Origin of the sequence: Enterococcus sp. AZ095b, from assembly GCF_051714725.1 — a bacterium.
Classification (GTDB): Bacteria; Bacillota; Bacilli; order Lactobacillales; family Enterococcaceae; genus Enterococcus_B; species Enterococcus_B pernyi.
The window spans coordinates 2,521,337-2,546,197 of the sequence record NZ_JBIOSL010000001.1 but is presented as its reverse complement, the minus strand read 5'-3'; the positions used below and the strand labels follow the sequence as shown (position 1 = coordinate 2,546,197).

Genomic DNA, 24,861 nt, shown 5'->3' with positions numbered 1-24,861 from the left:
ATTTACATACAAAGGAGAATTTGTTTGGTAAAAGTAGAAGTCAAAAACTTAACGAAAATATTTGGTAAACGAACACAAACTGCTTTGGAAATGATGAAAAAGCACCAATCGAAAACAGAGATTTTACAAAAAACCGGCGCAACTGTCGGTGTATATGAAGCGAGTTTTGATGTACAAGAAGGTGAGATCTTCGTGATCATGGGACTTTCGGGGAGTGGGAAATCAACCTTGATCCGTCTATTGAATCGTTTGATTGAACCAACATCTGGCAATATCTTGATTGATGGAGAAGACATCTCAACACTTAGCAAAGAAGAACTTCGCGAAGTTCGTCGTCACAAAATCAACATGGTGTTCCAAAACTTCGGTCTATTCCCACATCGTACGATTTTAGAAAATACAGAATACGGTCTTGAAGTTCGCGGTGTTCCTAAAGAAGAACGTCAAGCTAAAGCAGAAAAAGCGTTAGAGAACTCAAGCTTGTTATCCTTTAAAGATCAATATCCTAGTCAATTATCTGGTGGGATGCAACAACGTGTTGGGTTAGCCCGAGCATTGGCAAATGATCCAGAGATCCTATTGATGGATGAAGCTTTCTCAGCACTTGATCCATTGATTCGTCGTGAAATGCAAGATGAGTTATTGGAACTACAATCCAATGTGCAAAAAACGATCATCTTTATCACACATGATTTAAATGAAGCATTGCGTATCGGGGATCGCATTGCGTTGATGAAAGACGGAGAAATCATGCAAATCGGTACTGGGGAAGAAATCTTGACTAATCCAGCCAATGATTACGTGAGAGAATTCGTTGAAGAAGTCGATCGCTCGAAAGTCTTGACGGCGCAAAACATCATGGTTCCTGCACTAACAACAAACATCGAATCAGATGGTCCAAACGTTGCGTTGACACGTATGCGTAATGAAGAAGTCAGCATGTTGATGGCTGTTGATAGAAAACGTAACTTAAAAGGGATCATTACAGCAGATCAAGCATTAGAAGCAAGACGTCAAAAACGTCCATTGATCGATTTCCTTGATGAAAATGTTACCGTGATCGGTAAAGATATGTTAGTTAGTGATATCTTCAATATTATTTATGATTCGCCGACTCCATTAGCCGTGGTTGATAACGGGAAATTAAAAGGCGTTATTATCCGAGGTAGCGTAATCGAAGCATTAGCAGCAACAAGTGAGGTGAGCGAACATGAATAATCTATTGAACTATCAAATACCCGTCGCTGACTGGGTCGAAACGATCACTGATTGGTTGACAACAACGTTCGCAGGACTGTTCTCATTCCTTCAAACGATTGGTCAAGCAGTGATGACAGCTATCACGAATCTTTTATTAGTGATACCAGCACCACTATTTATTCTTTTAATGGCAGTTGCAGCGTTCTTTATTTCAAAAAAACGTCCCGGATTGACATTATTTACTTTGATTGGCTTATGGTTCATTTATAATCAAGGGCTATGGACAGATTTGATGAATACTGTCACATTGGTTTTACTATCTAGTGTGATCTCGATCATCATTGGTGTACCTCTTGGTATTCTCATGGCAAAAAATGATAAAGCGCAAGGAATCATTAAACCGATCCTTGACTTTATGCAAACAATGCCTGGTTTTGTTTATTTGATTCCAGCGGTTGCCTTTTTCGGAATTGGTATGGTTCCAGGGGTGTTTGCCTCAGTGATTTTTGCCTTACCACCAACTGTTCGCTTTACGAACCTAGGTATTCGCCAAGTACCGAAAGAGTTAGTAGAAGCGTCTGATTCATTTGGTAGTACGAGTTGGCAAAAACTAGTGAAACTTGAATTACCACTAGCAAAAGGAACGATCATGGCAGGGATCAATCAAACAACTATGCTTTCTCTTTCAATGGTCGTGATTGCCTCAATGATCGGAGCGCCTGGTTTAGGTCGTGGTGTCCTTTCTGCTTTACAACGTGCACAAGTCGGAAATGGTTTTGTCAATGGGGTAGCATTGGTGATCTTAGCCATTATCATTGACCGTTTTACGCAACACTTGAATCAACCAAATGATCAAAAAGCAGCAGGTACTGCGAAACAAAAAAATAAAAAGCGCCAAGGAGTGATCATTGGTGCAGTAGTCGTTGTTTTATTAGGTGCGATCGGTGTTGGAAGTTTTAGTTCTTCAACAAAAGAAACAAACACGATCAATCTTTCTTATGTGGAATGGGATACAGAAGTTGCTTCAACAAATGTCGTAGCAGAAGTCTTAAAAGAGATGGGCTATGATGTGAAAGTGACACCTCTTGATAATTCGATCATGTGGGAATCCGTTGCAAAAGGAGAATCAGATGGAATGGTGGCTGCTTGGTTACCTAAGACTCATGGTTCTCAATATGAACAATACAAAGATCAAGTCGATGATCTAGGTGCAAACTTGAAAGGTGCCAAAGTCGGATTAGCTGTTCCAGCATACATGGATGTTAACTCGATTGCGGATCTAACCGATGAAGCAGGCAAAAAAATCACCGGTATCGAACCTGGTGCAGGTGTGGTGAATGCTGCAGAAAATACGATTGCCCAATATCCAAATCTGGAGGGGTGGACAGTTGAGACCTCTTCTTCAGGTGCAATGACGGTTGCATTAGGACAAGCAATCAAAAATCAAGAACCAATCGTCTTTACTGGTTGGACACCACACTGGATGTTTGCGAAGTATGACTTGAAATATCTAGAAGATCCAAAAAATGCGATGGGAGATGCGGAAGAAATCCACACTATCGTCCGCCAAGGCTTAAAAGAAGATCAACCAGAAGCATACGCTGTGTTGGATAAATTCAACTGGACAGAAAAAGACATGGAAGAAGTCATGTTGGAAATCAACAACGGCAAAGATCCACAACAAGCAGCAAGAGAATGGATCGATAAGAACCAAGAAAAAGTTGCTAGTTGGAAAAACTAAATAAATAAAAAAAAATCGACTTTACTGAAACAAAAACTGTTTCGGTAAAGTCATTTTTTTGGAAATCACCGTGTTTGATCCGAAAAAAAAACTGTTTTGAACATGTCAAACAATTGGAAAAATTAAAAAAAAAAGCCTATATCGTTGCTTCAGAAGCCGCTTGGATCGATATCTCAAATCTTAATGTCCATAAAGGAACAACAGTGACAGAATTGCAAAGAATTCTCCACGTCACACCAGAAGAAACCATGGTATTTGGCGATGGTCTAAATGATGTCGAGTTATTAGAATGTGCCGCTTACAGCTTTGCGATGAGCAATGCCTTTGAGCAAATCAAAGAAGTTGCACAATTTGTGACAAAGTCGAACGATGAAGATGCGGTACTCCATACCATCAAAAAAATGATTGCTTTACAAGCATGAAAACCCAGTGAGTTGATTTCAGAGAAAGAGCCTTCAACCATTTAATTGGCAGAAGACTCTTTTTTTGTCTGTAAATAATCAACGAATCCATCAAGTGATAAATCAGCTGCATGAGCTAATAAGATCATTGTGCCAAATTTAACACTGTTCCAGTCATCTGATTGATTTAGACGTGTAAAGCTACTAGCGGTGTTCCCAGTTTTTTATAATTGTTTCATACAACTCAAAAAGTGGTGATAATCACTTTTTTGCAAGATTGCTTGTTGAACATCTTCACGATCCATCAACTCTAATAAAAGACTATAGATTTCTTCTGTCTCTTCATATTCGTTTTTTTGTATCGCAAAGAGAAAGACAAATCTAACCAAGTCACCATTTCCCCAATCAACGCCATCTGGAATGATTGCCACTGAAACAACCGAGCGTTTCGCCATCAATGTCATGGGATGGGGGATAGCTAACCACTCGTTGATATTCGTCTGATTGATTGCTTCTCGTTTCTTCACACTGTCATAAAAATCTTTTGGCACAAAATCTTTTTGGTACAATTGCTGTGCCATTTTCTCTAACAGGGTCTCTTTATCTGCATGATTTTCATGAAGAAAAAATGCTTCTTGAAACAATGAATAGATGCCGTTTTTTGCTTCGCTTAGTGTTTCAATGAACGATTCGATTTTGCTGATTTCCTTGTCTAGTTGTGCCATGTTGATATAAATTGAAGGAACAGAAAACAGCTCTAATGGAACGGTTGTGATTACAAAATCAATTGCAGAAAGATCACATTGTTGTAGTTCAACATAAGAAAAGCGATCAACGACTTCGACCGTTTCTTGATAGTGCTTGATGATTTTCGCTTCAATAATACGGCTCATGGCTCGACCGGTTCCACAAACAAGGATGACGCGATGTTTATGATGATTTCTGATAGAACTCCTTTCCATAGCACCTGCGATGTGCAAAGCAATATAACCGATCTCATCAGAAGAAAAATAAAAACCATGTTTCATGCTTACCGTTTCTAAATGGGTCAAACATAAATCATAAGCCTGTGGAAAAGATTTTTTGATCGTTGCCAGTAATGGATTGCTGCGGCGTGCATCCATTAGATTCATATTGATAAAACCTTCTATATGAGAAGTCAGATCTTCTATTAGCATCTTATCTGTCTCTAATGCATAGTTTGACGTCTGTTTGATCGCAGTTAGTAATTCTTCGACGATAGCTTTAGCAGTTTCTGTGGAAGAATCGTTTGAATCGCCAGTTTCAACTAAACGTGGTGCATTCATCGCAAGATAGTAAATAAAGTATTGTTTTTCTCCTGCAGTCAATTGTATATCAAATGCATGATCGATTTCTTCTAAGAAATGACCAACTACTTTCTGGGCGTCTTTTTTGAGCGCAGGCACATGCAAGGGAAATTCGTTGATCTCATGGCCAGCTATAAAGCGGCTGATTGCTAAAGCAAAATGAGAAAGAATGTTTTTATGATAGTAGTCAGAGTCTAACAAGTCTAAGGATGCCAGATGATTTAATGCCAATTCTTGTAAGTGGACTAGATTGATCGTATCAAACAACTCAAGTTCCATTTCTGTAAAACCGATCAAGTACTCTTGTAGATCTTTTTCAATTAACAGATCACTGATAGCCTGACGCTTGGCGAATTCGTTACCCAAGACTTCAAAGCCAATATTTGGTCGATTTACTATTTTTAAGTGATAGGTGGCTAAATTGTCTCGAGCCGTTTTTAAGTATGAGTAAAATGTGTTTTTACTAATAAATAACCGATCGAGAAAATCATCCAAGGATAAAGGGTTTTCATTCTTGAATAATAGGAAAAGTAGGTAGGTTTGTCGTTCTTCACTAGTGGTTAGAAAGAACTCTGTGGTTGACATACTTTCTGTCCACCAGTCATGAAATTGTTCTTTTGAACCAATGGACAACAAATAGCCTTGCCCTCGAATCAACTTGATGGAGGCTCCCACGTTTGTTAATAAATCATTTAAATTCGCAATGTCTGTCCGAACCGTTCGTTCAGAAATCGAGAAGTTTTTCGTTAACTCCTTCATTGGTAGCGGCACCGTTTGTCTAGTTAATACTTCCAATAGATCATCTAATCGTTGATAAGCAAGTTTTGACAATTGTTTCACCTCCGTGCTCTTCCTCATCATACAATAGAAAGAATAAGAATGAAATGCTTCACTAGTACTGAAAATTTCCAGAAGAGTTGGCAATCATTTTGGAAAACGCTTTACTAATGATTGCCACTTGAATTGGAAATTTGGTGTGTTTACATCGTGTATCAGAAACCGTAAATTAAACGTGTACAGAAAATAAACCACACGAATTACTATGATGGTTTTAGAATAAAGGAAAGGAGCAGATGAGATGGATTTTCAGGAAAAAAATATTCTCTTGAATGTGGCTGTTAGATCAAAAGAAGAACTGTTTCACGTGATTGCGAATCATGCCTATGAATCCGGAATCGTTACCGATGCAACAGACACATATGCGGCATTCATTGAACGGGAAGCACAATATTCAACTGGCTTACAAGAAGGCTTTGCTATTCCGCATGCAAAAGCTGAACCGGTTTTGAAACCGACCGTTTTGTTTATTCGCTTAGAACAAGCCATCGAATGGGAAACCTTCGATGATTCTGCAGTCAAAAATGTGTTTGCTTTGATGGTTCCTAAAAAAGATGAAGGAACGGTGCATTTGCAAATGTTGAGTCGCCTAGCAACAGCGTTGCTTGAAGATACATTCATCCAGCAGATTCAACAATCGAAAGATAAAGCTTATTTAGCAGAATTGATCAAAAAGGAAATGATGGGAGAGAAAATCATATGAAAATAGTAGGGATTTCCGCCTGTCCAGCAGGATTGGCACATACACCGATGGCCGCAAAAGCTTTAGAAAAAGCTGGTGTGAAACTGGGCTATGAGGTCAAAATCGAACAGCAAGGTTCGTTAGGGCAAGTCAACGAGATCACTGCAGCAGAAGCAAAAGAAGCAGATTTCTTACTTTTAGCGACTGATCAAAAAGTTGTTGGGATGGAACGGTTTGAAGGAAAACCGCAAATTCGGGTAAATATTAATACGTGTATCAAAGCACCGGAAGCGGTGCTAAAGAAATGTGTCGCAGCTGTGGAACAAAGAAACGCAAACTAAAGGAAAGAGGCAAGGATGATGAAAAGAGTTCTAGCAGATGTAAAAGGCCACTTGATGAGTGGAATTAGTTTTGTACTGCCGTTGATTATTGGCGCTTCACTAGTTGTTGCCATTCCGAAAATGATTGCTCTTGGTATGGGGATAACAAGCTTAGATCCTTATGCTGGCACTGAAGGCTTTAAACATGCGCTTTATTTGATTGAACAAGTAGGGTGGACAGGAATCGGTTTGATCAATACTGTCTTAGCTGGGTTTATAGCGTATTCTGTTGGAGATAAAGCTGCTTTAGGGGCCGGCTTTATCGGCGGTGCGGTCGCTTCTAGCACAAATGCTGGTTTTTTAGGGGCAGTTATTGCTGGGTTCTTAGCAGGATACTTAGTGAAGTGGGCTAAAGAACATATCAAATTACCGGAGTCATTTGCTGGAGTGATGCCGCTGGTCATTTTACCCTTGATTGCTACATTATCCGTAGCGATCGTCATGGGCGCATTACTCTCTGAGCCATTGGCATGGATTAATACTAGCTTGGTTGAATGGATTCGAACCATGATTGAAAACGACGTCAACAAAATTTTGCTTGCAGTCATCATGGGGGCAATGATTGGCTCTGACTTAGGGGGGCCTGTAAACAAAGCTGCTTGGATGGCAGGAAATGTTTTACTAGCTGAAGGTGTGTATTTACCAGCAATTATCGTAAATGTTGCGATTTGTGCGGTGCCATTTGGATACGCCTTAGCAACTTTATTCCACAAAAATCGATTCAATAAAGAGCTATTGGATGCTGGCCGTAATAACTTTATTATGGGCTTTATCGGAATCACAGAAGGAGCAATTCCTTTTACATTAGTCAATCCATTACGGCTTGTACCGATCAACATGTTGGGAGGAGCAATCGCTTCAGGTTTGGGGATCGCGTTAGGAATGTATGACAAAATGCCGCCTGTTGGAGGGATTTATGGCTTCTTCACTGTTGGGAACGGTTGGGCGTATTTGATTGGACTATTTGCAGGAGCTGCTTTCATCGGTTTTGTCGCTCCTTTATTTGTGAATTTCAATAAGCAAGAAGAACAAAAAGAAGACATTACGCTTGATGATATTGAATTGAGCTTTGAAAATTGAGTAACAAAGCCGATTAGCTAAATAGTAGCGAAAGAAAAGGCACGAGCAGATGATTTTCTAAGAACGCTTTTAGCTTGTACGAAAATGGCAAAATTCGAAATATTTTACGTAAGGAACAAATTATGCGTACCAGATGGTAAAAAAATTGAGAAAAATTAATAGGCACTAACGACAACCATCGTTACGTGCCTTTTTTAATAACGGGAGAGGAATGATTGAATGAAAAAAACAGTACATGTCGTACCCCACAGTCATTGGGATCGCGAATGGTATTTTACTACAAGTCGCTCGAAAATCTATTTGATGCACAATTTAAGAAAAGTCATTGAACAACTAGAAAAGGATGATCCCTATGAGAGCTTCATTTTAGATGGACAGGCTTCGCTGTTAGATGATTACTTGAAGTGGCGTCCGCAGGACAAAGAAAGGATTCAACAACTTGTTCAACAAGGGAAGTTGATCATTGGCCCATGGTACACTCAAACCGATCAATTAGTGATCTCGGGAGAAAGCATTGTTCGGAATATGTTATACGGCATGAAAATTTGTGAAGATTTCGGGACATACATGAATGTTGGGTACGTCCCAGATTCTTTCGGCCAAGCAGCCAGTATGCCACAAATCTATCGTGAGTTTGGTATCAATGATACGATGTTTTGGCGTGGTGTCAGTGATGACGACGTTAAATATACAGAGTACAAATGGCGTGGAGAAGATGGTTCGGTGGTCAATGTCTACCAGATCCCAAGTGGGTACTACATTGGCGGTGCCATTCCAGAACGAGAAGCAGAATTAGCAGAGTTCTTACATCAAGAACCGTTTAAAACGACTTGGGGACGCAGTGCTACCGATCAAGTGTATTTTCCAAATGGTTTCGACCAAGCACCAGTCAGAGAAAATCTTCCAGAATTAGTTGATCGAATGAATCAACTTTATGAGGATGAGTATGAGTTACAATTTTCAACGATTGAAAAATACATTGCCGCAGTCAAAGAAGGCCATCCTGAGTTGGAAGAAATCGCCGGTGAACTGATCAATGGCAAATTGATGCGAATCCATAAAACGATTTTTTCTTCACGTCCTGATTTGAAGGCGATGAACACTCAGATCCAACATTACTTAGTCAATGTCATGGAGCCTATCTTAACGATGGCCATGCAATTAGGATTTGAGTACCCCGTGGAAACAGTCATAGAGATTTGGAAGTTAATGTTTGAAAATGCGGCGCATGATTCCATTGGTTCTTGTGTTTCTGATACGACCAATGAAGATATCTATATGCGCTATAAGCAGGCGCGAGATATTTCCATGAATCTTGTCGAATTGACTTTACGACAGATTTCTACTGCAATCAATAACCCACAAGCACAAGAAATTACTTTCACGCTCTTCAATACCTATGATACAAGGCGCAATGGAGTCATTGAAGCAGAGGTTTATTTGCCACAAAAAGAGTTTGCGATTCTTGATCAAGCTGGTCAGGCGTTGCCTTATACGATTTTAGAGCTTACCGACCAAACGGAGTATGTTTTGAATCAAGGAAATATTTTAAATCCAGTCAAGGAAATCTATTTGCCGGAGAAAGTCTATAAAGCGAAGATTGCCTTAGAAACGACGGATGTGCCGAGTATGGGGTATACCCAGCTGACGGTTGATTTGAAAGGTGATACAAGCGCACCATTGCAGGATGTTAAAACCAATACGGTTGAAAATGAGTACTATCAGATCACTGTCAATAACAATGGTTCTTTGGATATTCTTGATAAAACCAATCAAGTGCTTTACCAAAACCAAGGGATCATTGAAGAAAATGGCGACGATGGTGATTCATTCAATTATTCACCACCTGTGAAAGATTTTGTGATTTCATCAATTGATGCGCAACCAACGATCACCATTCAGCAATCAGAGATTTATCAGAAAATCCATGTAGCTTACACGTTGAAGGTTCCGAAGGATTTAGCTGAACGTGCAGAAAAGAAAGTCTCATCTCCACTGCCGATCCAATTGACGATGGTGTTGAAAAAACAATCACAACAAATTGATTTCAAATTAACGGTTGAAAACCAACAAGTGGACAGTCATCGGGTATGTGTGCTATTTAATACTGGGATTTCCTCGAAATTTTCGCTTGCTGACCAACAGTTTGGTACGTTGGAGCGCCCAGTTGTATTTGAAAAAGAAATGGCCCTTTGGGAAACCAATAAAGAGCAATGGAATGAGCAACCGATTGCCATAGAAACTTGTCAATCCTTTGTCGGTTTATTCGATGCGTCCCATGGCGTAGCAGTCATGCCCCAAGGGGTACGTGAATATGAGATTGTGGGAGAAGCGTTTGATACGATTCGCTTAACCATTTTCCGGACCTATGGCTTCATGGGGAAAGAGAATCTACTGTATCGCCCAGGGCGTGCTTCAGGAGAATCAGTGATTGAGACACCAGCTGCACAGTGCCACAAAACGATGCATTTTGATTTCTCCATTGCTTACTTTGCTCAGGGATTTGACCAAGCAAATGTCGCACAACGTGCCAAACAAGCAGTAACACCGATCACTCTTTATCAATACGCAGAATTCCTGAATTCCCGATTGATTTTTACTTTAGGATCGGTTGAGCCAACTTTGCCGACAAACTTTAGTCTTTTTGAGATCAATGGCAATCTAACCTTGAGTGTATTGAAAAAGGCGGAAGAGCGTTCAGGTTACATTTTGCGTCTATACAATGGGCTTTTAGATGAAGTGGGACATGCGACTATCACATTCAACCATCCAGTGAACGTAGTAGAAACAGTCAATCTAAAAGAAGCTAAGAAAGAAGCACTTCTGGTGGAAAATAATGCCGTCACTCTTGAAAAGATTGACCATGCAAAATTTGTGACATTGTATGTGGAATGATCGCTACTGAGAAAAAGTGACGCGAAGTAGTGAGTCCGCTTATGAGACAGAAAAGCGAAAAAGGTTCGTAAGTCTTATTAAAGTACTTACGAGCCTCTTTGTTTACTAATGCGAAACAAGCAAGAATCTGGCTCTTTGTCAATAAGGACTAATAAGTTGTGTAAAGTCAAATCTGGAAAGCGTAACTAGTTAACTTATGTCACGTGCCCATGACTTCAGCACAAAAATAACTGAAAAAAATGGATCGAACTCTAATAAGGGTAATTGGCGCTTGGATCAAAAAAAATAAGGGACCACTGATCCTCACCAATATGGTAAAAGATGGAGTTGAAGTTGAAGTGGTGAATAGTGCTATCGGATTGAAATTAATAGTGTTAAGCGAACATAAATGAATCGGAAATAGTAATAGAACTATTTACTGACTGTCACATAAGTATTATATACAGAATAAAAAGTAGCAATCGTTATTCAGGATGCTACTTTTTGTGGTTTAAAAGAATAATTGCTCTATTATTCATTGTATAGTAAGTCTTAGCCTGTTAAGTTATGATAATCAGATAAAGAGGATAAGGAGAACGACGATGAAAGAACAATTACTTGCTTACTTACAAAATCAAACAGCTTTTTTCTCTATCGAAAATGTAAGCGATATTTTTACTGCAAAGGATATCGCCGAGAAGTTTTCAGTCAAGAGAAACACGATCAGTCACTATTTAAATCAGTTAACGGAAGAAAGCCATCTAGTAAAAATTACTACCCGGCCAGTGTATTTTTTTCATAAACAGGCATTTGAAATCCAAAATTATCCCTTAACCCAAAACGTATATGATAGTCTAGCTGCTGTTGGAGCAGAAAAGCCCTTTTTTGATCGAAAAGAAGATTTTTTTTCCAGTGTAATCGGTAGCAAAGGTAGTCTGGCAGAAGTGATTGAACAGATCAAGATGGCAGCCTTCTATCCAAATGGTGGGCTTCCCTTCTTGCTGACGGGGGAAAGTGGAACTGGGAAGAGTTTTCTTGTAAAAATGTTCCATCATTATTGTGTGGAAAATGAATTATTAGAGAGCGATGCTCCGCTGATCACGATCAATTGTGCGCAGTATGCCAATAACCATGAGCTATTGACGAGTAATTTATTTGGACATGTGAAAGGAGCCTTCACTGGAGCAGAAGAAAATCGTAGAGGTGCATTTGAAGCAGCAGCCGGGGGGGTACTATTCCTAGATGAAGTTCATCGACTGAATGCCGAAGGACAGGAAAAATTATTCACTTTTATGGATCAGGGAGTTATCTATCGAATGGGGGATACGAGCCGGTCAACCCCAGTGGATTGTCGGCTGGTGTTTGCGACGACTGAAGATTTGAAACAAACATTTCTAACAACCTTTTTGCGACGAATCCCAATTCAAGCAACACTGCCTGCTTTGGTAGAACGGACGATTTCCGAACGGAAACAGCTGATTTTGCAAGCGTTCTATGAGGAACAAAAACGAATCGGCCTGCCTTTGGAAATCTCACCTCAAGTGATCGAAATCCTGACAACCGGTCATTTTTCGGGAAACGTCGGGGAATTGAAAAGCACGATAAAAATCATTACCGCCAAAAGCTACACCGCCAGTCTAAAACGGGGAGCCCTAAAAATAGCGGTCACGGTCTATCATTTACCAGAACATTTACTGCAATTAACAGATGAACCCAATGAACTAGCGACGATGGAACCAGTTCTGATTGATGGGCAAATGCAAATCCAGCAGTTGACTGTGGAAAGTGAACCCGCACAACAACAGATCATTCAAACGTATGAACAGATCCTACTCAATTATGTCCAGGCAGGGCAGGACTTTGCAGCTGCCGCTGATCCTATTTCTCAAGTAATCGAAAGGCTGTTCGAAAATTTATTGTTTGATCATAAGCAAGAACAAAAGCAACGGACAATGATTTTTGTGACCGAGCATGTCCAGCGAATGATGGAGCAGATCGAGCATTCCTTCCAAATCAGCTTTAACGGCAGCATGGTCTATACGATCAGTTATTATTTATGGCTGCGGAGAAATGTGGAATGGCTGCCAGATGATCAAGAAAAGTTTTTATTGACAGAAAACCTATTGAAAAGTGTTAAAAAGCATTATTCTACAAGTGACCGCTACACCGAAAATCTGTTAGGGCTAGTGCAAAAAGCATTGGATATTGAACTAACGAGTATGGACCGAATCATTTTTGCACTTTATATCAATGATATGGGATATTCCAAAGAAACGTTGCTTCCACGAAGCATCATAGTAGCCCATGGCTATGCAACTGCCAGCAGTATCGCAAATGTTGCGAACCGTTTACTGAATGAATCGTTTTTTCAATCTTTTGATATGCCATTAGAAGTTACTCCTAAGCAAATTGCGGAAAGGATCACTGCATATATTCAGAAAAACGATGTATCTAATGGACTCGTTGTCTTGTTCGACATGGGTTCTTTGAAAGAAGTCTATCAATATATCCCAGAATTGACGGTACCGATTGTCATGATGAACAATGTAACGACAAGTGTAGCCATCGCTGTCGGAGAATGCATTCAGCAGCACGTTTCGTTGAGAGAGATTCCTGAGCGGGTAAATGCTTACCACCAAAATGAATGGGAGATCATTCTTCCAAAAGTTAAAAAAGAGAAAGTTGTCATTACGACTTGTTCGACTGGAATTGGAACCGCTGTTCAAATCTCCACCTTATTAGAAAAAAGTATTCCTGATCATTTACAGATTCGGATCCTTCCTTATGAATTCAACCATTTGGAAAATAGTGAACATATGAAACAAATATTAACATCTTATGATGTTGTTGGTATTATAGGAACCACTAAACCTCACCAAGAGCTGGCTCCCTTTATTTCTTTAGAAGAACTGATTTCAGGCGCTGGGACAGAAGTGTTATTAAGTTGGCTAAAGGAAGAATTGGATGAAGAGATGATTGCCTACGTGAACAATCAATTAGTAAGAAACTTTTCATTGGATCGAGTGATTCAATCGGTCACGATTCTAGATACAGAAAAAGTAATTTCCCAAATGGAATTTTTCGCGGGAGATCTGGAACGCATGTGGCAGCAACGAATCACCAATGATCGCAAACTTGCGTTGTTTGTCCATACGAGTTGTTTGATTGAGCGCCTTATTCGAAACGAAGCTATTGATAATTATCATGCCAGCGACACATTACTCCAGTGTCATGAAAAACAGCTGAATGAAATCAAAAAAGCGTTTAGTGTCATTGAGAAGGTTTACAGTGTCGCGATACCGGAATCTGAAGTTTGCTACATTTATGATGTTTTATTTGGAAACACTGATTATTCAATGGGTGAAGCGGATTTTTAATCAATAAGAAAAGCGTGCCACTTTTTTTGGCACGCTTTTTGCGTTTAGTAAAGTGTAACTTGGAGCAAAGTGAGGTGAAAGCAGTGGAACAAATCGTTATTTTAGCATCACACGGACGATTTGCATCAGGAATCTTACATTCGTTAGAACTTATCTGCGGTAAAAAACAATCAGTCTTTGCGATTGACTGCTATGTGGAAGAAACATTTGATCTGACGACAACGGTGGATACCTTGATGCAAACATATAAACATTCTGAAGTGATCGTTATCACAGATATTTTCGGTGGTAGCGTGAACAATGAATTTTTGCGTTATATCCAACAACCAAATTTTTACTTGATTACAGGTTTGAATTTGCCATTGCTGATTGAATTGACGACACAATTTCAAAGAGGAGGTGCAATCTCAGAAACGATCCACCAAACGCTGGCCAATTCGAAAGAGATGATCCAGTTTTGCAATGATAGTATAGCAAAAGAAATCGAAGAAGAAGAATTTTAGGAGGGACGACATGATTATTTTGACACGAGTCGATCATCGGCTATTACATGGCCAAGTCGCATTTTCTTGGACCCAAAATTTAGGCGCCGATTGTATTTTGATTGCCAATGATGATGTACCGACAAATGATATTCGTAAGACAACGATCAAATTAGCAAAACCGCAAGGCGTAAAACTGGTGATCAAATCAATTGAGGATTCAATTCATGCCCTGCAAAGCGGTGTGACGGATAAATACAAATTATTCATCGTAGTTGATTCCATCAAAGATGCGTATAAGTTAGCAGAAAACTGTCCAGAGATCGACAAAATCAATTTAGGTGGGATCAAAGCCAAAGAAGGCTCTAAAAATATTGGCAAAGCAGTCAATGTTTTACCAGTAGAAGAAGAACTTTTGAAAAAAATGGTTGCAAAAGGAATCGCTATCGATATCCGTCAAGTACCTTCGGATAAAAAAGTCGCTGTCGAAGATGTTTTATAAAGAAAGGAGCAAAAGAGATGCTGCAAGCAATATTACTTGGAATTGTTGCATTTATTGCGCAGTCTGAATACGCATTAGGAACGTCATTACTGTCGCGTCCGATTGTCACTGGGTTGTTTACAGGAATCGTATTGGGGGACATAAACACTGGAATTATTATGGGTGCAACACTTGAATTAGCTTTTATTGGCTCGTTTTCTGTCGGTGCTTCTATTCCACCAGATGTCGTAACCGGAGGGATTCTGGGCACAGCTTTCGCAATTACGGCAGGAGCGGGAACCGAGACGGCTTTACTGTTGGGACTTCCAATCGCTACCTTGACCCTTATCTTGAAAAATGTTTACTTGGGGCTGCTTATCCCAATGATGAACCAAAAAGCCGATTTGTACGCGGCTGATGGAAACTACAAAGGTGTAGAACGAATGCACTTATTAGCAGGTTTTGGCTTATCCCTGATGTTAGCCCTTGTAGTGACGATCTCCTTTATGGTAGGCAGCAATACGATTAGTAAATTATTGGCTATGATTCCAGCCTTTGTACAGAACGGCCTATCTGCCGCAACTGGTTTGATTCCCGCCCTTGGATTTGCCATGTTGGCTAGGTTACTGATTAACAAACAAGTTGCACCGTACTTCTTTTTAGGTTTTGCATTAGCAGCTTATTTAGAGATTCCTGTTACAGGGATTGCAATCTTCGGAGCAATAACGGCTGTTGTAGTCGTGAATTTAAGAAACATTCGTGGACAAGGGCAATCTATTCAAATGACTTCAGGGGAGGTACTAGATGATGATGAAGACTTCTAATGAGAAATCCGAAATTACCAAAAAAGAGTTGAATCGTGTCTTCTGGCGTTCATTTCAAATGGAGTTCTCATGGAACTATGAGCGACAGATGAACCTAGCTTATGTCTATGCGATGATTCCGATTTTAAAGAAACTCTACAAAACAAAAGAATCGATGGCCGATGCGTTGAAACGTCACCTGGAATTTTTCAATACGACCCCGCATATCGTCACGCTTATTTTAGGAATCAATGCGGCGATGGAAGAAGAAAATGTCAATGATCCAAATTTTGATTCTTCAGCGATCGATAACATCAAGACCTCTTTGATGGGGCCTTTAGCGGGAATCGGTGATTCCTTCTTTTGGGGAACGTTGCGGCTAATTGCTACTGGGGTAGGAACTTCATTGGCATTACAAGGAAATATCCTAGGTCCGATTCTGTTTCTAGTGATTTTCAATGTTCCTCATCTACTATTTCGTTATTTTTCGACTGGTTGGGGATATAAACTTGGGACAGGATTTTTAAAGAAAATTCAGGAAAACGGTTTGATGGAAAGTTTAACCTATGGTGCTGCAATCATTGGTTTGATGGTCGTAGGAGGAATGACCGCTACGATGATCGATATCAACATTCCGTTGCAGATTGGTTCAGGAGAAAATGCAGTTACGGTTCAAAGCATCTTTGATGATATCGTTCCGAAAATATTGTCATTGGGTGCCTTTGGGGCTGTCTTCTATCTTTTGAAAAAAGAAGTCAAACCGCTAATTATTCTGCTGGGATTAGCAGTCGTAGGTATTTTAGGATCCTTGATTGGACTCTTTTAAGGAGGAATTGTTGTGGCAACGATGATGGACTATATACAAGAAGAGCAAGCAACACTAGTTGAGATCTTGCAGGGGTTTGTTCCTAAAAAAGAAGAAAAAAGAGCTGCAATCGAGAATTTACTGATTTTGGCAACGGGCTCTTCTGCCAATGCCTGTTTAGCAGCAAAGTACGCAATGGAGAAATTAGCGCAGATCACTGTCACGATTGAAGAGCCATACCACTTTAACCATTACGGAAATCTTTCTAAAGATATCGAAACAGTTTTGGCGGTTTCACAAAGCGGAAAAAGTGCTTCTACGATAGATGCAGTGGCGCAGTTGTCCAAGCAAGATATTTATACGATCGGTTTAAGCAGTGATCCCGAAAGTCCCCTTGCTCAAAAAGTTAACGAAAGCATTGATCTAGGAACTGGGATCGAGACCGTTGGATTCGTGACCAAAGGATATGTAGCAACAGTATTGCAACTCTATTTAATGGGGGTATCTATTGGCTACAGTAAAGGTATATTATCCGACGACCAAGTGTCGATGATCAAAAATCAGTTAGAGGAAATGATTGAAGCCATTCCTCAGGTCATTGCTAAGACAATTGATTTTTTTGAGAAAAACGCAAGTATTTTTAAACTAGCGAATCGGTTTGTGGCAGTCGGTTATGGGCCAAACTGGGGAACCGCTAAAGAATTTGAAACGAAATTTACGGAAACGATTCGAGTGCCTTCGCAAGGATTTGAATTGGAAGCGTATATGCACGGGCCGTATCTTGAAGCAAACCATAAACATGTGCTTTTCTTTATTGAAGCACCAAGCCCGAATCAATCAAGAGCCCAACTGTTGCATGATTATTTAGCATCCCATGTGGGAAAAGCTTATACGATCACCACAGCAGCGGCAAAGAATCCCGATACACTTGGGCTGGATGTTGCATGTGAAGAAACTTTTTCTTCTTTGCTCTTAGTGATTCCGTTCCAAATTTTCTCCTCTCTCGGGGCTGCTGCTAAAGGGATCGATTTGAGTAAACGTATTTTTGATGACTTTGATCAAGTGCTAAAAAGTAAAATTTAGAGGTGGAAAAGATGCTGAAATTTAATGAACAACAACAAATTGATGATATCCAAGGAATGTTAGCGTTACGTCCAGAAGTTGAAAAATTAGTCGACGCCATTGACGAAAAAGGCTTTGACGCCATCTATTATCTAGGAATTGGCGGTACCTATGCTTCTGCGATGCAAGCTGTCACTTACATTAATGGAAAAAGTGACTTACCGGTTTACGTCCAACATGCGGCAGAATATTATACAACCGGCAACCGTCGTTTGACCAAAGACTCGTTAGTCATCTTGTCCTCTGTTACTGGAACGACACAAGAAGTGGTTAAAGCAGTTGAAGAAATCAAAAAAGTAGGAGCGACATTACTAGGATTTATTGATTCAAAAGGCAGTATTTTGGCGGAACAATGTGATCATGTCATCACGTATCCTGCACCGGGAACCGAACAAATCAAATTCTTTATGGTTGCCGATCGATTGATGAAAAACCATGGGGATTTTCCTGATTACGACGCCTACTATCGAGAATTGGATCAATATTTAGCAAAAGGATTAGTAGAAGCTGAAAAGCAGGCGGATGAATTTGGGCGAGCATTTGCGGAGAAACATCGTCACGATGCGATGCATTATTTTATCGGTGCAGGAAATCAATGGGGTGCTGTCTATTCTTATGCTATGTGCTATTGGGAGGAGCAAAGCTGGTTGCGTTCAAAATCGATCCATGCTGCTGAGTTTCTTCACGGAACGTTGGAAATCGTTGATGAAACTACACCTGTCACCGTGTTTTTAGGAGAAGACGAACAACGCCCATTATCAGAAAGAGTTGCTAAATTGTTGCCAAGAATTTGTGCAAACTATACATTGATCGATACGAAGGATTATCCTGTTTCAGGAATAAGTGAGAAATATCGTGGCCGAGTGCTATCTCACTTATTGATGCATTGCGTAACACAGCGGATTGATGCCTATGTCGAACAAATGAATTGCCACCCGCTAGAAATTCGACGCTACTATCGCCAATTTGAGTACTGATAGAAAACAAAGAGGAATAGGATCGATAGAAAGATAACCCAAAAGAACACTGAAATATAATGTTTCTATGGAGTGGATAGGGAAGCTATCTTAATAAGAAAAAGTGATCTATTCTTGAACATCATAAATGAAGAACACCTGAATTCATAATTTAACAATGTATAGAGCGTTTCGTTAACCAAATGTTGATGGAACGCTTTTTTGGTATTTATTGGAGGAGCAAAAAGAAACGAAAAGAATAAGGGAAAGGATTTGAAGGGACTTAAACAGTTACTAAAATCTAATACCTCCTTGTTGATAAATAAACTAACGAAGTGCTATTAAGTTAGTTTAAAGTTAACGGGAAAAAGAGGGAGGCTGAATCAAAGGGTTTCTAATATTTATAAAAAATGGCAGCAATCTATCATTGAAAGACGTCTGAGAAGTGGGAGTTCTTCCTAAAAAGTTAGACCGAATTACTTTGATTCTTGAAAAGAGCATAGATTAACTACTTAGAGGCGAAATGTTTTGGGGAGTAAATAGATAAGTATGAAAGATAATGATAATCATGTAAGCATCTCAATGATCAACAGGGCATAATGACTCCCTTGTATGCCTTTTTCAAGGTAATCTAAAAAAGATTTAAAACAAAAAAATGTCACCACGCACACTCTTTTCCAAACTACCGAAGTAGCCAAGAGTGTACTGGTGACGTGGGTTTGGCACCCAATGGGCCGTGAGGGGCTCGAACCCGCGACCCGCTGATTAAGAGTCAGCTGCTCTACCAACTGAGCTAACGGCCCATATGAAAAACTACTTTATTATAGTAGCACTAAGCATTTTAAAATGCAAGGCACGTACAATAAAAAATCTACGAAAACTTTACTACTTCCTAGAAATTCATTCATAGTTTATTCATAAATGACCGTTATGATAAATGTATCCCAACCAACAAAGTTCTTGCAAAAGAACAACCCATAACACTTTTTCATTTTTTTACTCCTTTTCCCGTCATGAAAATGGCGGGTCTTTTTTTATTCCAAGAAGAATCTAGAACAAGCATCGTTTAAACGCTTGTTATCGATGTTTGATTTTGTTATTAATTTATCTAGTTTGAGTAACTAGATTGAATGTTTTTGAAAACTTTGATAAGATATTAATGAGAACATTAAAGGAGCTTTCATAATGGAAAAAATGCGTCAGCAATTAATTGATTGGGCTGTCAGTATCGAAACGTTTCGTTTACCACATTGGGAAGAACTTCCAGACTTGGAGCTATACATGGATCAAGTCAAGACACTAGTAGATCGTCATTTATCACCAGTTATCCAAGGAGAAAAACATCCTTTGTTAACTTCTTCAATGGTTAATAATTATGTGAAACTAGGTTTAGTACCGGCGCCAATCAAAAAGCGATACAACAAACAACATGTGGCATTTCTGATTGCTATCACAACGCTTAAACAAGTGTTGACGATTCCTGAAATCAAAGAAGGAATTTTGTTTCAAGGAAAAACAGTGGGCATCCGTGAAGCATACAATCTTTTTTGTGATGAACAAGAAAATGCGATACGAATGGTCAGTCAATTAGCCCAAGGAAAACAACATGAACAATTATTGAATCAAGAACTTCCATTAGAATATGTTGCTGTACGTTCAGCGACGATTTCTTTTGCAATGAAGCTACTAGCAGAAAAAACGATCAGTTTAGAAAGCGAATATTTACAAGAGGCAAAAAAGGAGAAAGAAAATGAAGAATAAGATTGCGATTTTAGTAGACTCAGGAACAGATGTGCCACAAGAAATCATCGATATGTACAATATTTATGTGATCCCTTTGAAAATCATTTATAAAGATAGAGAATATACAGATAAAGTCGATATTACTCCTGAAGAGATTTATAAGCGTTTACCTGAGGAAATTCCGGGTACCTCGTTACCTGATGGAGAATCAATCACTAAGATTTTTGATCAAATCAAAAATGATGGATATGATAAAGTTCTAGCAATCACTATTTCAAGTGGTTTGAGCGGGACGAATAATGTGGTTCGTCTTGTCGCACAAGAACAAGAAGGAATCCAAACACATGTATTAGATACTAAAAATATTGGTATTGGCGCCGGTTTTACAGCAATCCAAGCCGCAAAATGGATCGAAGATGGCATGGAATGGGACACGCTGATCGATGAATTAGTTGCATTAGCTGAACGAACGAAAGTCTTTTTCAATGTAGCAACACTTGAATACCTGCAAAAAGGCGGACGTATCGGTCTAGTTGCCTCAATTTTAGGAAATGCCTTAAAATTGAATCCTATCATCTCTTGTAATGAAGAGGGCATCTATTATACAGTAGGTAAAGCACGAGGCAGAAAGAAAAGTTTAGACAAGACAATGTCCTATGTGAAAGAAGCTGTCGGGGATGCAAAAGTCTTCAACTTGGCAGTCGCACATGGTGCGGCGGAAGAAGAAGCAATTGAAATGAAGGCTCGTTTTGAACGTGAATTCCCTAATGTCCAAGAGATTTATTTTGGACAAATCTCACCGGCATTGGTTGTCCATACTGGCCCAGGTTTATTAGGGATCGGTGTGCAAATACTTGAACCATAATATGATCGAAGCTAAGTGATCATCAAAGAACAGCATTATTTTTTATCTAAAATAATTAGAAAAAAATAGTGGACACTAAAAGAATCGCAAATAGAATTCCGCTCTGTAGAAGTTAGATATTCGTCTGACTTCTCTAGGGCGGGATTTTTTATGGGGAAATTTAATTTTTGAATTTAATGGAACATGCTTCAAGAGTTTTTGGAGAAGAAAAAACACAATTCCGGCATTTTTGATTTTGTATAAAAAATTAGGTTGACCTTAGAATCGCTCTAACCAATATCATTAAAGTAGGCATAGAAATGCGGATCATATCGATTGATCACTATGCCAGGTTATTTTTAGGTAGAAAGAAGGAGTTTAAAAATGAATTATTTAGAATTAAGTGCCCACAGAGAAAATCCAGCGGTAACGATCATGTTAGGGATGCCAAATGACGAGAAAAGTGCTGAAAAATATAAACTAGTGTTAAAAAATCTAGTAAAACAGATTATTTTAGAGTTGGAAGAAAGGGAAGGAACAGCGGCGAAAACAATGATTCGTAAAATCGATCAAGTGTTAAAAGACTTTCAACCTACGCATAAAAGAGGAAGCATTGTCTATTTTATTTCGCCAAGTGTCAATGAACAAATCGAAGTACCGTTTGTGTTGGAGAGTCAATTTGTTATTGATGCGTATTTCCATACAAAAGAAATCTTACGAAGTGAAAGTAAAATGAACCATTATTATGTGTTAACGATTGGGATGGATTGTTCACGTTTACTAGAATATGTAGATGATACGCTGATACAAGAAGTGAAAGACGCACATTTCCCAATCAGGAATAAAGGCTACTGGGCAAAAGACCGCGTATTGAATTCAATGGGAAGTGTTCAAACGAATTACAAAAAAGAGTTCTTCAAATGGATTGATTCTGAGTTACAACCTTATTTGAATCGTCATCCACACCCAATCATTTTAGCTGGAACAACAGAAAATATTGCGACATATAAACAGATTTCACATAAAGATGAACGGATTGTTGGAGAAATCTATGGGAACTTTACAGTTGATAGTGGCGAAAATGAGTTGGCAATAGGAGAGCAAGCAAATCAGGTGATTCACGAATACATTCGTCATCAAAAAGAGACGATACTACACACTATAGTAGGAATGGAAAACCAAGGGCGTGTAGAGCGTGATGTAGCCAACATCTACAGACAAGTAATTAAAGGAAAAGGGCAAAAATTGATTGTAGATCACGCTTACTATCAAGAGGCGGTGATTAGAGATCATCAAGTCAAATTAGTAGATATCTCACCGAGTGACGAAGGCTACGTCGAAGATATCGTCAATGAAATCATTTATGAAGTCATGCGTTACGGAGGAGAAGTTATCTTTGCCGAAACAGAAGTATTAGAAAATCAATCGCCGATCCTATTACAATTACGCTATTAAAAATCGATTCATACAAATGGGAAACTAGGAAGCTTAGAAGAATAAGGAGATAGCCCAAGCCCAACACTCGGATACATTCGGAGGTTGGGCTTTTTGATGAAAGATAAAGTCTAAAAAGTTTGGAATAGCTAAGAAAACACTCGTAATCTTAAAAGATAGTATAAGATTCTTTTCAAATCAGCCTTGAGGCGTAGGTTATCTTATAGACCTTATAGTACAATGTTTAAAACAGAAAACAGCTACATGGAGGTTATGTATGAAGAAAACAAAACTTATTGCCACTCTCTTGGTCTCAAGCCAAGTTTTACTAGCAACACCAATCGTATTAGCAGACGAGACAGCAACAACGCAAAGTATTGTCCCAATTTCAGGAACGGTCGACTCGACAGTTGCTACGCATTCTTCCGATTCAACAACGACAACCAGCTCTAGTGAACGATTACAGATCAATGCAGTAGCAATCGGTAATGCGTTAACGAAAGAACAAGAAACTTATACATTAGATAAATTAGGGATCAAAGGAGAAACACCGATCTATAAAACGTCCGGTACAGACTTGATGTCCTATATTCCTGACGGTGGATTTACCAAAGACTGGGCAGTTTATAGTTCTGTACGTATGCAGACGCTCGCTGAAGGCGAAGGGATCACTGTTGATATCGCGACACCAGAAAATATCACACGAATCACAGCCGCTCAGTATCAAAATGCAGCGTTAACAGCTGGGATTACCGATGCAAAATTGACGGTCGCATCTGCAGTACCGATCGATGGTTCAGGTGCTTTAGCTGGTGTGTACAAAATCGTTGAAGAGTCAGGGGGCATCATTAATCAAGACCGTGTCAGCGTGGCTCAAAATGAGATGGATGTTTTATCGTCTATCACAGAAGAAAACAAAGACAAAGATGGCTATTCCGATGAAGCATTAAATAAAGCACAGGAGCAAGCGAAAGAAGAGTTAGCAGCTAAGACTGCTGACGGCAAAGAGCTGACACAAGCGGATATTCAAACGACAGTAGAAAAAGCTCTGAAGGATAATGGACTAGAAGATGTAATGACAAGCGATCAAGTCACAGAAATAACTTCGTTGATGAGTGAAATGAAAGATAAAAATATTTTTGAAGACTTCGTGAAAGAATTAGACTTGACTGAGGCGAGCAAGCAAATTCAAGAAAAATCAAAAGGGCTTTGGGAAAATATCAAAGGGTTCTTTAGTGGCATATGGGATTCGATCACTGGCATGTTTTCTGGTGACTCTCAATAATCGAAATAGTTTTTTATGTATGAAATATTTGATTTGAGCTACCCTATACGGATCTTTAGTCAATGAAGCAAGAATAAACCGCTATAACTTTTCCGAGTTAGCGGTTTATTTTTATAATCATCTAATTGCATACTTTGATAAGCGACAAGTGAGATTCGTGGGGGGGTGTAGGAATCTGAATCCGCCTGTTCAATCATGCAATTTTTATCAATAACCTCCTATTTTTTTAGAAAGATGAAACCTGATAAGAAATGCGGTATAATAGAACAGAATGACAATACTAACTAAGAGGTGGCTCTTTATGAAAAAAATACTAGTTGTCGACGACGAAAAACCGATTTCGGATATCGTCAAATTTAACTTAGCAAAAGAAGGCTATGACGTCTATACAGCATATGATGGGGAAGAAGCTTTAGTAAAAGTAGCCGAAGTGGAACCTGATTTGATTTTACTAGATTTGATGTTACCAAAAATGGATGGCTTAGAAGTGGCTCGTGAAGTACGAAAAACGTTTGATATGCCGATCATCATGGTGACAGCTAAGGATTCTGAAATCGATAAAGTGTTAGGTTTGGAACTGGGAGCAGATGATTATGTGACCAAACCGTTCTCTAATCGTGAATTAGTGGCACGTGTGAAAGCAAATCTTCGACGTGGCGCTTCTGCTACCAAAGAAGTGGAAGAAGTCACACCTTCTGAACTGATCATTGGGGACTTAACGATCCATCCCGATGCGTATATGGTGACGAAACGTGGCGAAACGATTGAATTGACTCACCGTGAGTTTGAACTGCTCTTTTATTTAGCAAAACACATTGGTCAAGTCATGACACGGGAACATTTGTTACAAACCGTTTGGGGCTATGATTATTTTGGTGATGTTCGTACAGTAGACGTGACCGTTCGTCGTTTGCGTGAAAAAATCGAGGATAATCCAAGTCATCCTAGCTATTTAGTTACACGCCGAGGCGTAGGGTATTACTTGCGTAATCAAGAACAGGAGTAA

Annotated in this window: 19 protein-coding genes, 1 tRNA gene and 1 pseudogene; 19 read left to right on the top strand and 2 right to left on the bottom strand. The window is 39.3% G+C overall.

The genetic code is table 11. The annotated features are described in order from the left end of the window. The first annotated feature begins 24 nt into the window (after positions 1-24). The 3 genes and pseudogenes from IGJ99_RS12210 to IGJ99_RS12200 all read left to right on the top strand — a co-directional run. A complete protein-coding gene (locus IGJ99_RS12210) occupies positions 25-1,218 on the top strand; it encodes a quaternary amine ABC transporter ATP-binding protein (RefSeq protein WP_019723090.1) in 1,194 nt (397 codons plus the stop codon). Continuing rightward, positions 1,211-2,941, top strand: a complete 1,731-nt coding sequence (locus IGJ99_RS12205) for an ABC transporter permease/substrate binding protein (protein ID WP_010734322.1) — start codon at positions 1,211-1,213, stop codon at positions 2,939-2,941. The genes IGJ99_RS12210 and IGJ99_RS12205 overlap by 8 nt, the downstream gene beginning before the upstream one ends. A 55-nt stretch (positions 2,942-2,996) precedes the next feature. Beyond that, positions 2,997-3,363, top strand: a pseudogene (locus IGJ99_RS12200) (HAD hydrolase family protein); the annotation flags it as partial. Positions 3,364-3,566: 203 nt separating this feature from the next. Here IGJ99_RS12200 and IGJ99_RS12195 read toward each other — a convergent pair. Further along, the gene (locus IGJ99_RS12195; protein ID WP_023520324.1) at positions 3,567-5,501 is read right to left on the bottom strand and encodes a BglG family transcription antiterminator; all 1,935 of its coding nucleotides are present in this window, start codon (positions 5,499-5,501) and stop codon (positions 3,567-3,569) included. Between the two features lie 247 nt (positions 5,502-5,748). Between IGJ99_RS12195 and IGJ99_RS12190 the strand changes: the two genes are divergently transcribed. From IGJ99_RS12190 to IGJ99_RS12140, 11 genes are all read left to right on the top strand, one after another. Continuing rightward, a complete protein-coding gene (locus IGJ99_RS12190; protein WP_010734325.1) occupies positions 5,749-6,210 on the top strand; it encodes a PTS sugar transporter subunit IIA in 462 nt (153 codons plus the stop codon). Beyond that, complete coding sequence (locus IGJ99_RS12185; RefSeq protein ID WP_005225262.1) at positions 6,207-6,530, top strand: PTS fructose transporter subunit IIB; 324 nt, start codon at positions 6,207-6,209, stop codon at positions 6,528-6,530. Before IGJ99_RS12190 ends, IGJ99_RS12185 begins: the two co-directional genes overlap by 4 nt. Positions 6,531-6,548: 18 nt before the next feature. Then, positions 6,549-7,649: a PTS fructose transporter subunit IIC gene (locus IGJ99_RS12180; RefSeq protein WP_010734326.1), complete on the top strand. Its 1,101-nt coding sequence runs from the start codon at positions 6,549-6,551 to the stop codon at positions 7,647-7,649. A gap of 219 nt (positions 7,650-7,868) precedes the next feature. Continuing rightward, a complete protein-coding gene (mngB, locus tag IGJ99_RS12175) occupies positions 7,869-10,544 on the top strand; it encodes a mannosylglycerate hydrolase (protein ID WP_153830029.1) in 2,676 nt (891 codons plus the stop codon). Positions 10,545-11,125: 581 nt separating this feature from the next. After that, a complete protein-coding gene (locus IGJ99_RS12170; protein WP_438770860.1) occupies positions 11,126-13,900 on the top strand; it encodes a sigma 54-interacting transcriptional regulator in 2,775 nt (924 codons plus the stop codon). An 83-nt stretch (positions 13,901-13,983) separates the two neighbouring features. Next, positions 13,984-14,403 (top strand): PTS sugar transporter subunit IIA, encoded by a 420-nt coding sequence (locus tag IGJ99_RS12165; protein ID WP_041684509.1) that lies wholly within the window; start codon positions 13,984-13,986, stop codon positions 14,401-14,403. Between the two features lie 10 nt (positions 14,404-14,413). Beyond that, complete coding sequence (locus IGJ99_RS12160; RefSeq protein WP_010734330.1) at positions 14,414-14,884, top strand: PTS sugar transporter subunit IIB; 471 nt, start codon at positions 14,414-14,416, stop codon at positions 14,882-14,884. A 17-nt stretch (positions 14,885-14,901) separates the two neighbouring features. Beyond that, on the top strand, positions 14,902-15,687 hold the full coding sequence (locus IGJ99_RS12155; protein ID WP_023520318.1) for a PTS mannose/fructose/sorbose/N-acetylgalactosamine transporter subunit IIC: 786 nt from the start codon (positions 14,902-14,904) through the stop codon (positions 15,685-15,687). Next, complete coding sequence (locus IGJ99_RS12150; protein ID WP_175401369.1) at positions 15,674-16,492, top strand: PTS system mannose/fructose/sorbose family transporter subunit IID; 819 nt, start codon at positions 15,674-15,676, stop codon at positions 16,490-16,492. The genes IGJ99_RS12155 and IGJ99_RS12150 overlap by 14 nt, the downstream gene beginning before the upstream one ends. Positions 16,493-16,504: 12 nt before the next feature. Next, positions 16,505-17,554, top strand: a complete 1,050-nt coding sequence (locus IGJ99_RS12145; RefSeq protein ID WP_023520316.1) for an SIS domain-containing protein — start codon at positions 16,505-16,507, stop codon at positions 17,552-17,554. Between the two features lie 11 nt (positions 17,555-17,565). Then, positions 17,566-18,570 (top strand): SIS domain-containing protein, encoded by a 1,005-nt coding sequence (locus tag IGJ99_RS12140; protein ID WP_010734334.1) that lies wholly within the window; start codon positions 17,566-17,568, stop codon positions 18,568-18,570. 709 nt (positions 18,571-19,279) lie between these two features. On the opposite strand, the gene IGJ99_RS12135 is transcribed toward IGJ99_RS12140, so the two are convergent. Continuing rightward, positions 19,280-19,352, bottom strand: a tRNA-Lys gene (locus IGJ99_RS12135). Positions 19,353-19,734: 382 nt separating this feature from the next. Here IGJ99_RS12135 and IGJ99_RS12130 point away from each other — a divergent pair. The 5 genes from IGJ99_RS12130 to yycF all read left to right on the top strand — a co-directional run bounded on the left by IGJ99_RS12130 (position 19,735) and on the right by yycF (position 24,861). Beyond that, positions 19,735-20,310 (top strand): DUF1836 domain-containing protein, encoded by a 576-nt coding sequence (locus IGJ99_RS12130; RefSeq protein ID WP_010736696.1) that lies wholly within the window; start codon positions 19,735-19,737, stop codon positions 20,308-20,310. Continuing rightward, positions 20,300-21,157: a DegV family protein gene (locus IGJ99_RS12125; RefSeq protein WP_010736695.1), complete on the top strand. Its 858-nt coding sequence runs from the start codon at positions 20,300-20,302 to the stop codon at positions 21,155-21,157. Before IGJ99_RS12130 ends, IGJ99_RS12125 begins: the two co-directional genes overlap by 11 nt. A gap of 363 nt (positions 21,158-21,520) precedes the next feature. Then, positions 21,521-22,591: a baeRF3 domain-containing protein gene (locus IGJ99_RS12120; RefSeq protein ID WP_010736694.1), complete on the top strand. Its 1,071-nt coding sequence runs from the start codon at positions 21,521-21,523 to the stop codon at positions 22,589-22,591. 256 nt (positions 22,592-22,847) lie between these two features. Then, positions 22,848-23,855 (top strand): DUF1002 domain-containing protein, encoded by a 1,008-nt coding sequence (locus IGJ99_RS12115; protein WP_010736693.1) that lies wholly within the window; start codon positions 22,848-22,850, stop codon positions 23,853-23,855. Positions 23,856-24,156: 301 nt separating this feature from the next. Next, complete coding sequence (gene yycF / locus IGJ99_RS12110; protein ID WP_438748666.1) at positions 24,157-24,861, top strand: response regulator YycF; 705 nt, start codon at positions 24,157-24,159, stop codon at positions 24,859-24,861.

What these genes read in the sequence shown, in the direction of transcription:
- IGJ99_RS12140 (WP_010734334.1), top strand. Translation starts at nt 17,566, where the DNA reads ATGCTGAAATTTAATGAACAACAACAAATTGATGATATCCAAGGAATG.
- mngB (WP_153830029.1), top strand. Translation starts at nt 7,869, where the DNA reads ATGAAAAAAACAGTACATGTCGTACCCCACAGTCATTGGGATCGCGAA.
- IGJ99_RS12205 (WP_010734322.1), top strand. Translation starts at nt 1,211, where the DNA reads ATGAATAATCTATTGAACTATCAAATACCCGTCGCTGACTGGGTCGAA.
- IGJ99_RS12130 (WP_010736696.1), top strand. Translation starts at nt 19,735, where the DNA reads ATGGAAAAAATGCGTCAGCAATTAATTGATTGGGCTGTCAGTATCGAA.
- IGJ99_RS12150 (WP_175401369.1), top strand. Translation starts at nt 15,674, where the DNA reads ATGAAGACTTCTAATGAGAAATCCGAAATTACCAAAAAAGAGTTGAAT.
- IGJ99_RS12155 (WP_023520318.1), top strand. Translation starts at nt 14,902, where the DNA reads ATGCTGCAAGCAATATTACTTGGAATTGTTGCATTTATTGCGCAGTCT.
- IGJ99_RS12115 (WP_010736693.1), top strand. Translation starts at nt 22,848, where the DNA reads ATGAAGAAAACAAAACTTATTGCCACTCTCTTGGTCTCAAGCCAAGTT.
- IGJ99_RS12185 (WP_005225262.1), top strand. Translation starts at nt 6,207, where the DNA reads ATGAAAATAGTAGGGATTTCCGCCTGTCCAGCAGGATTGGCACATACA.
- IGJ99_RS12160 (WP_010734330.1), top strand. Translation starts at nt 14,414, where the DNA reads ATGATTATTTTGACACGAGTCGATCATCGGCTATTACATGGCCAAGTC.
- IGJ99_RS12190 (WP_010734325.1), top strand. Translation starts at nt 5,749, where the DNA reads ATGGATTTTCAGGAAAAAAATATTCTCTTGAATGTGGCTGTTAGATCA.
- IGJ99_RS12125 (WP_010736695.1), top strand. Translation starts at nt 20,300, where the DNA reads ATGAAGAATAAGATTGCGATTTTAGTAGACTCAGGAACAGATGTGCCA.
- IGJ99_RS12120 (WP_010736694.1), top strand. Translation starts at nt 21,521, where the DNA reads ATGAATTATTTAGAATTAAGTGCCCACAGAGAAAATCCAGCGGTAACG.
- yycF (WP_438748666.1), top strand. Translation starts at nt 24,157, where the DNA reads ATGAAAAAAATACTAGTTGTCGACGACGAAAAACCGATTTCGGATATC.
- IGJ99_RS12170 (WP_438770860.1), top strand. Translation starts at nt 11,126, where the DNA reads ATGAAAGAACAATTACTTGCTTACTTACAAAATCAAACAGCTTTTTTC.
- IGJ99_RS12180 (WP_010734326.1), top strand. Translation starts at nt 6,549, where the DNA reads ATGAAAAGAGTTCTAGCAGATGTAAAAGGCCACTTGATGAGTGGAATT.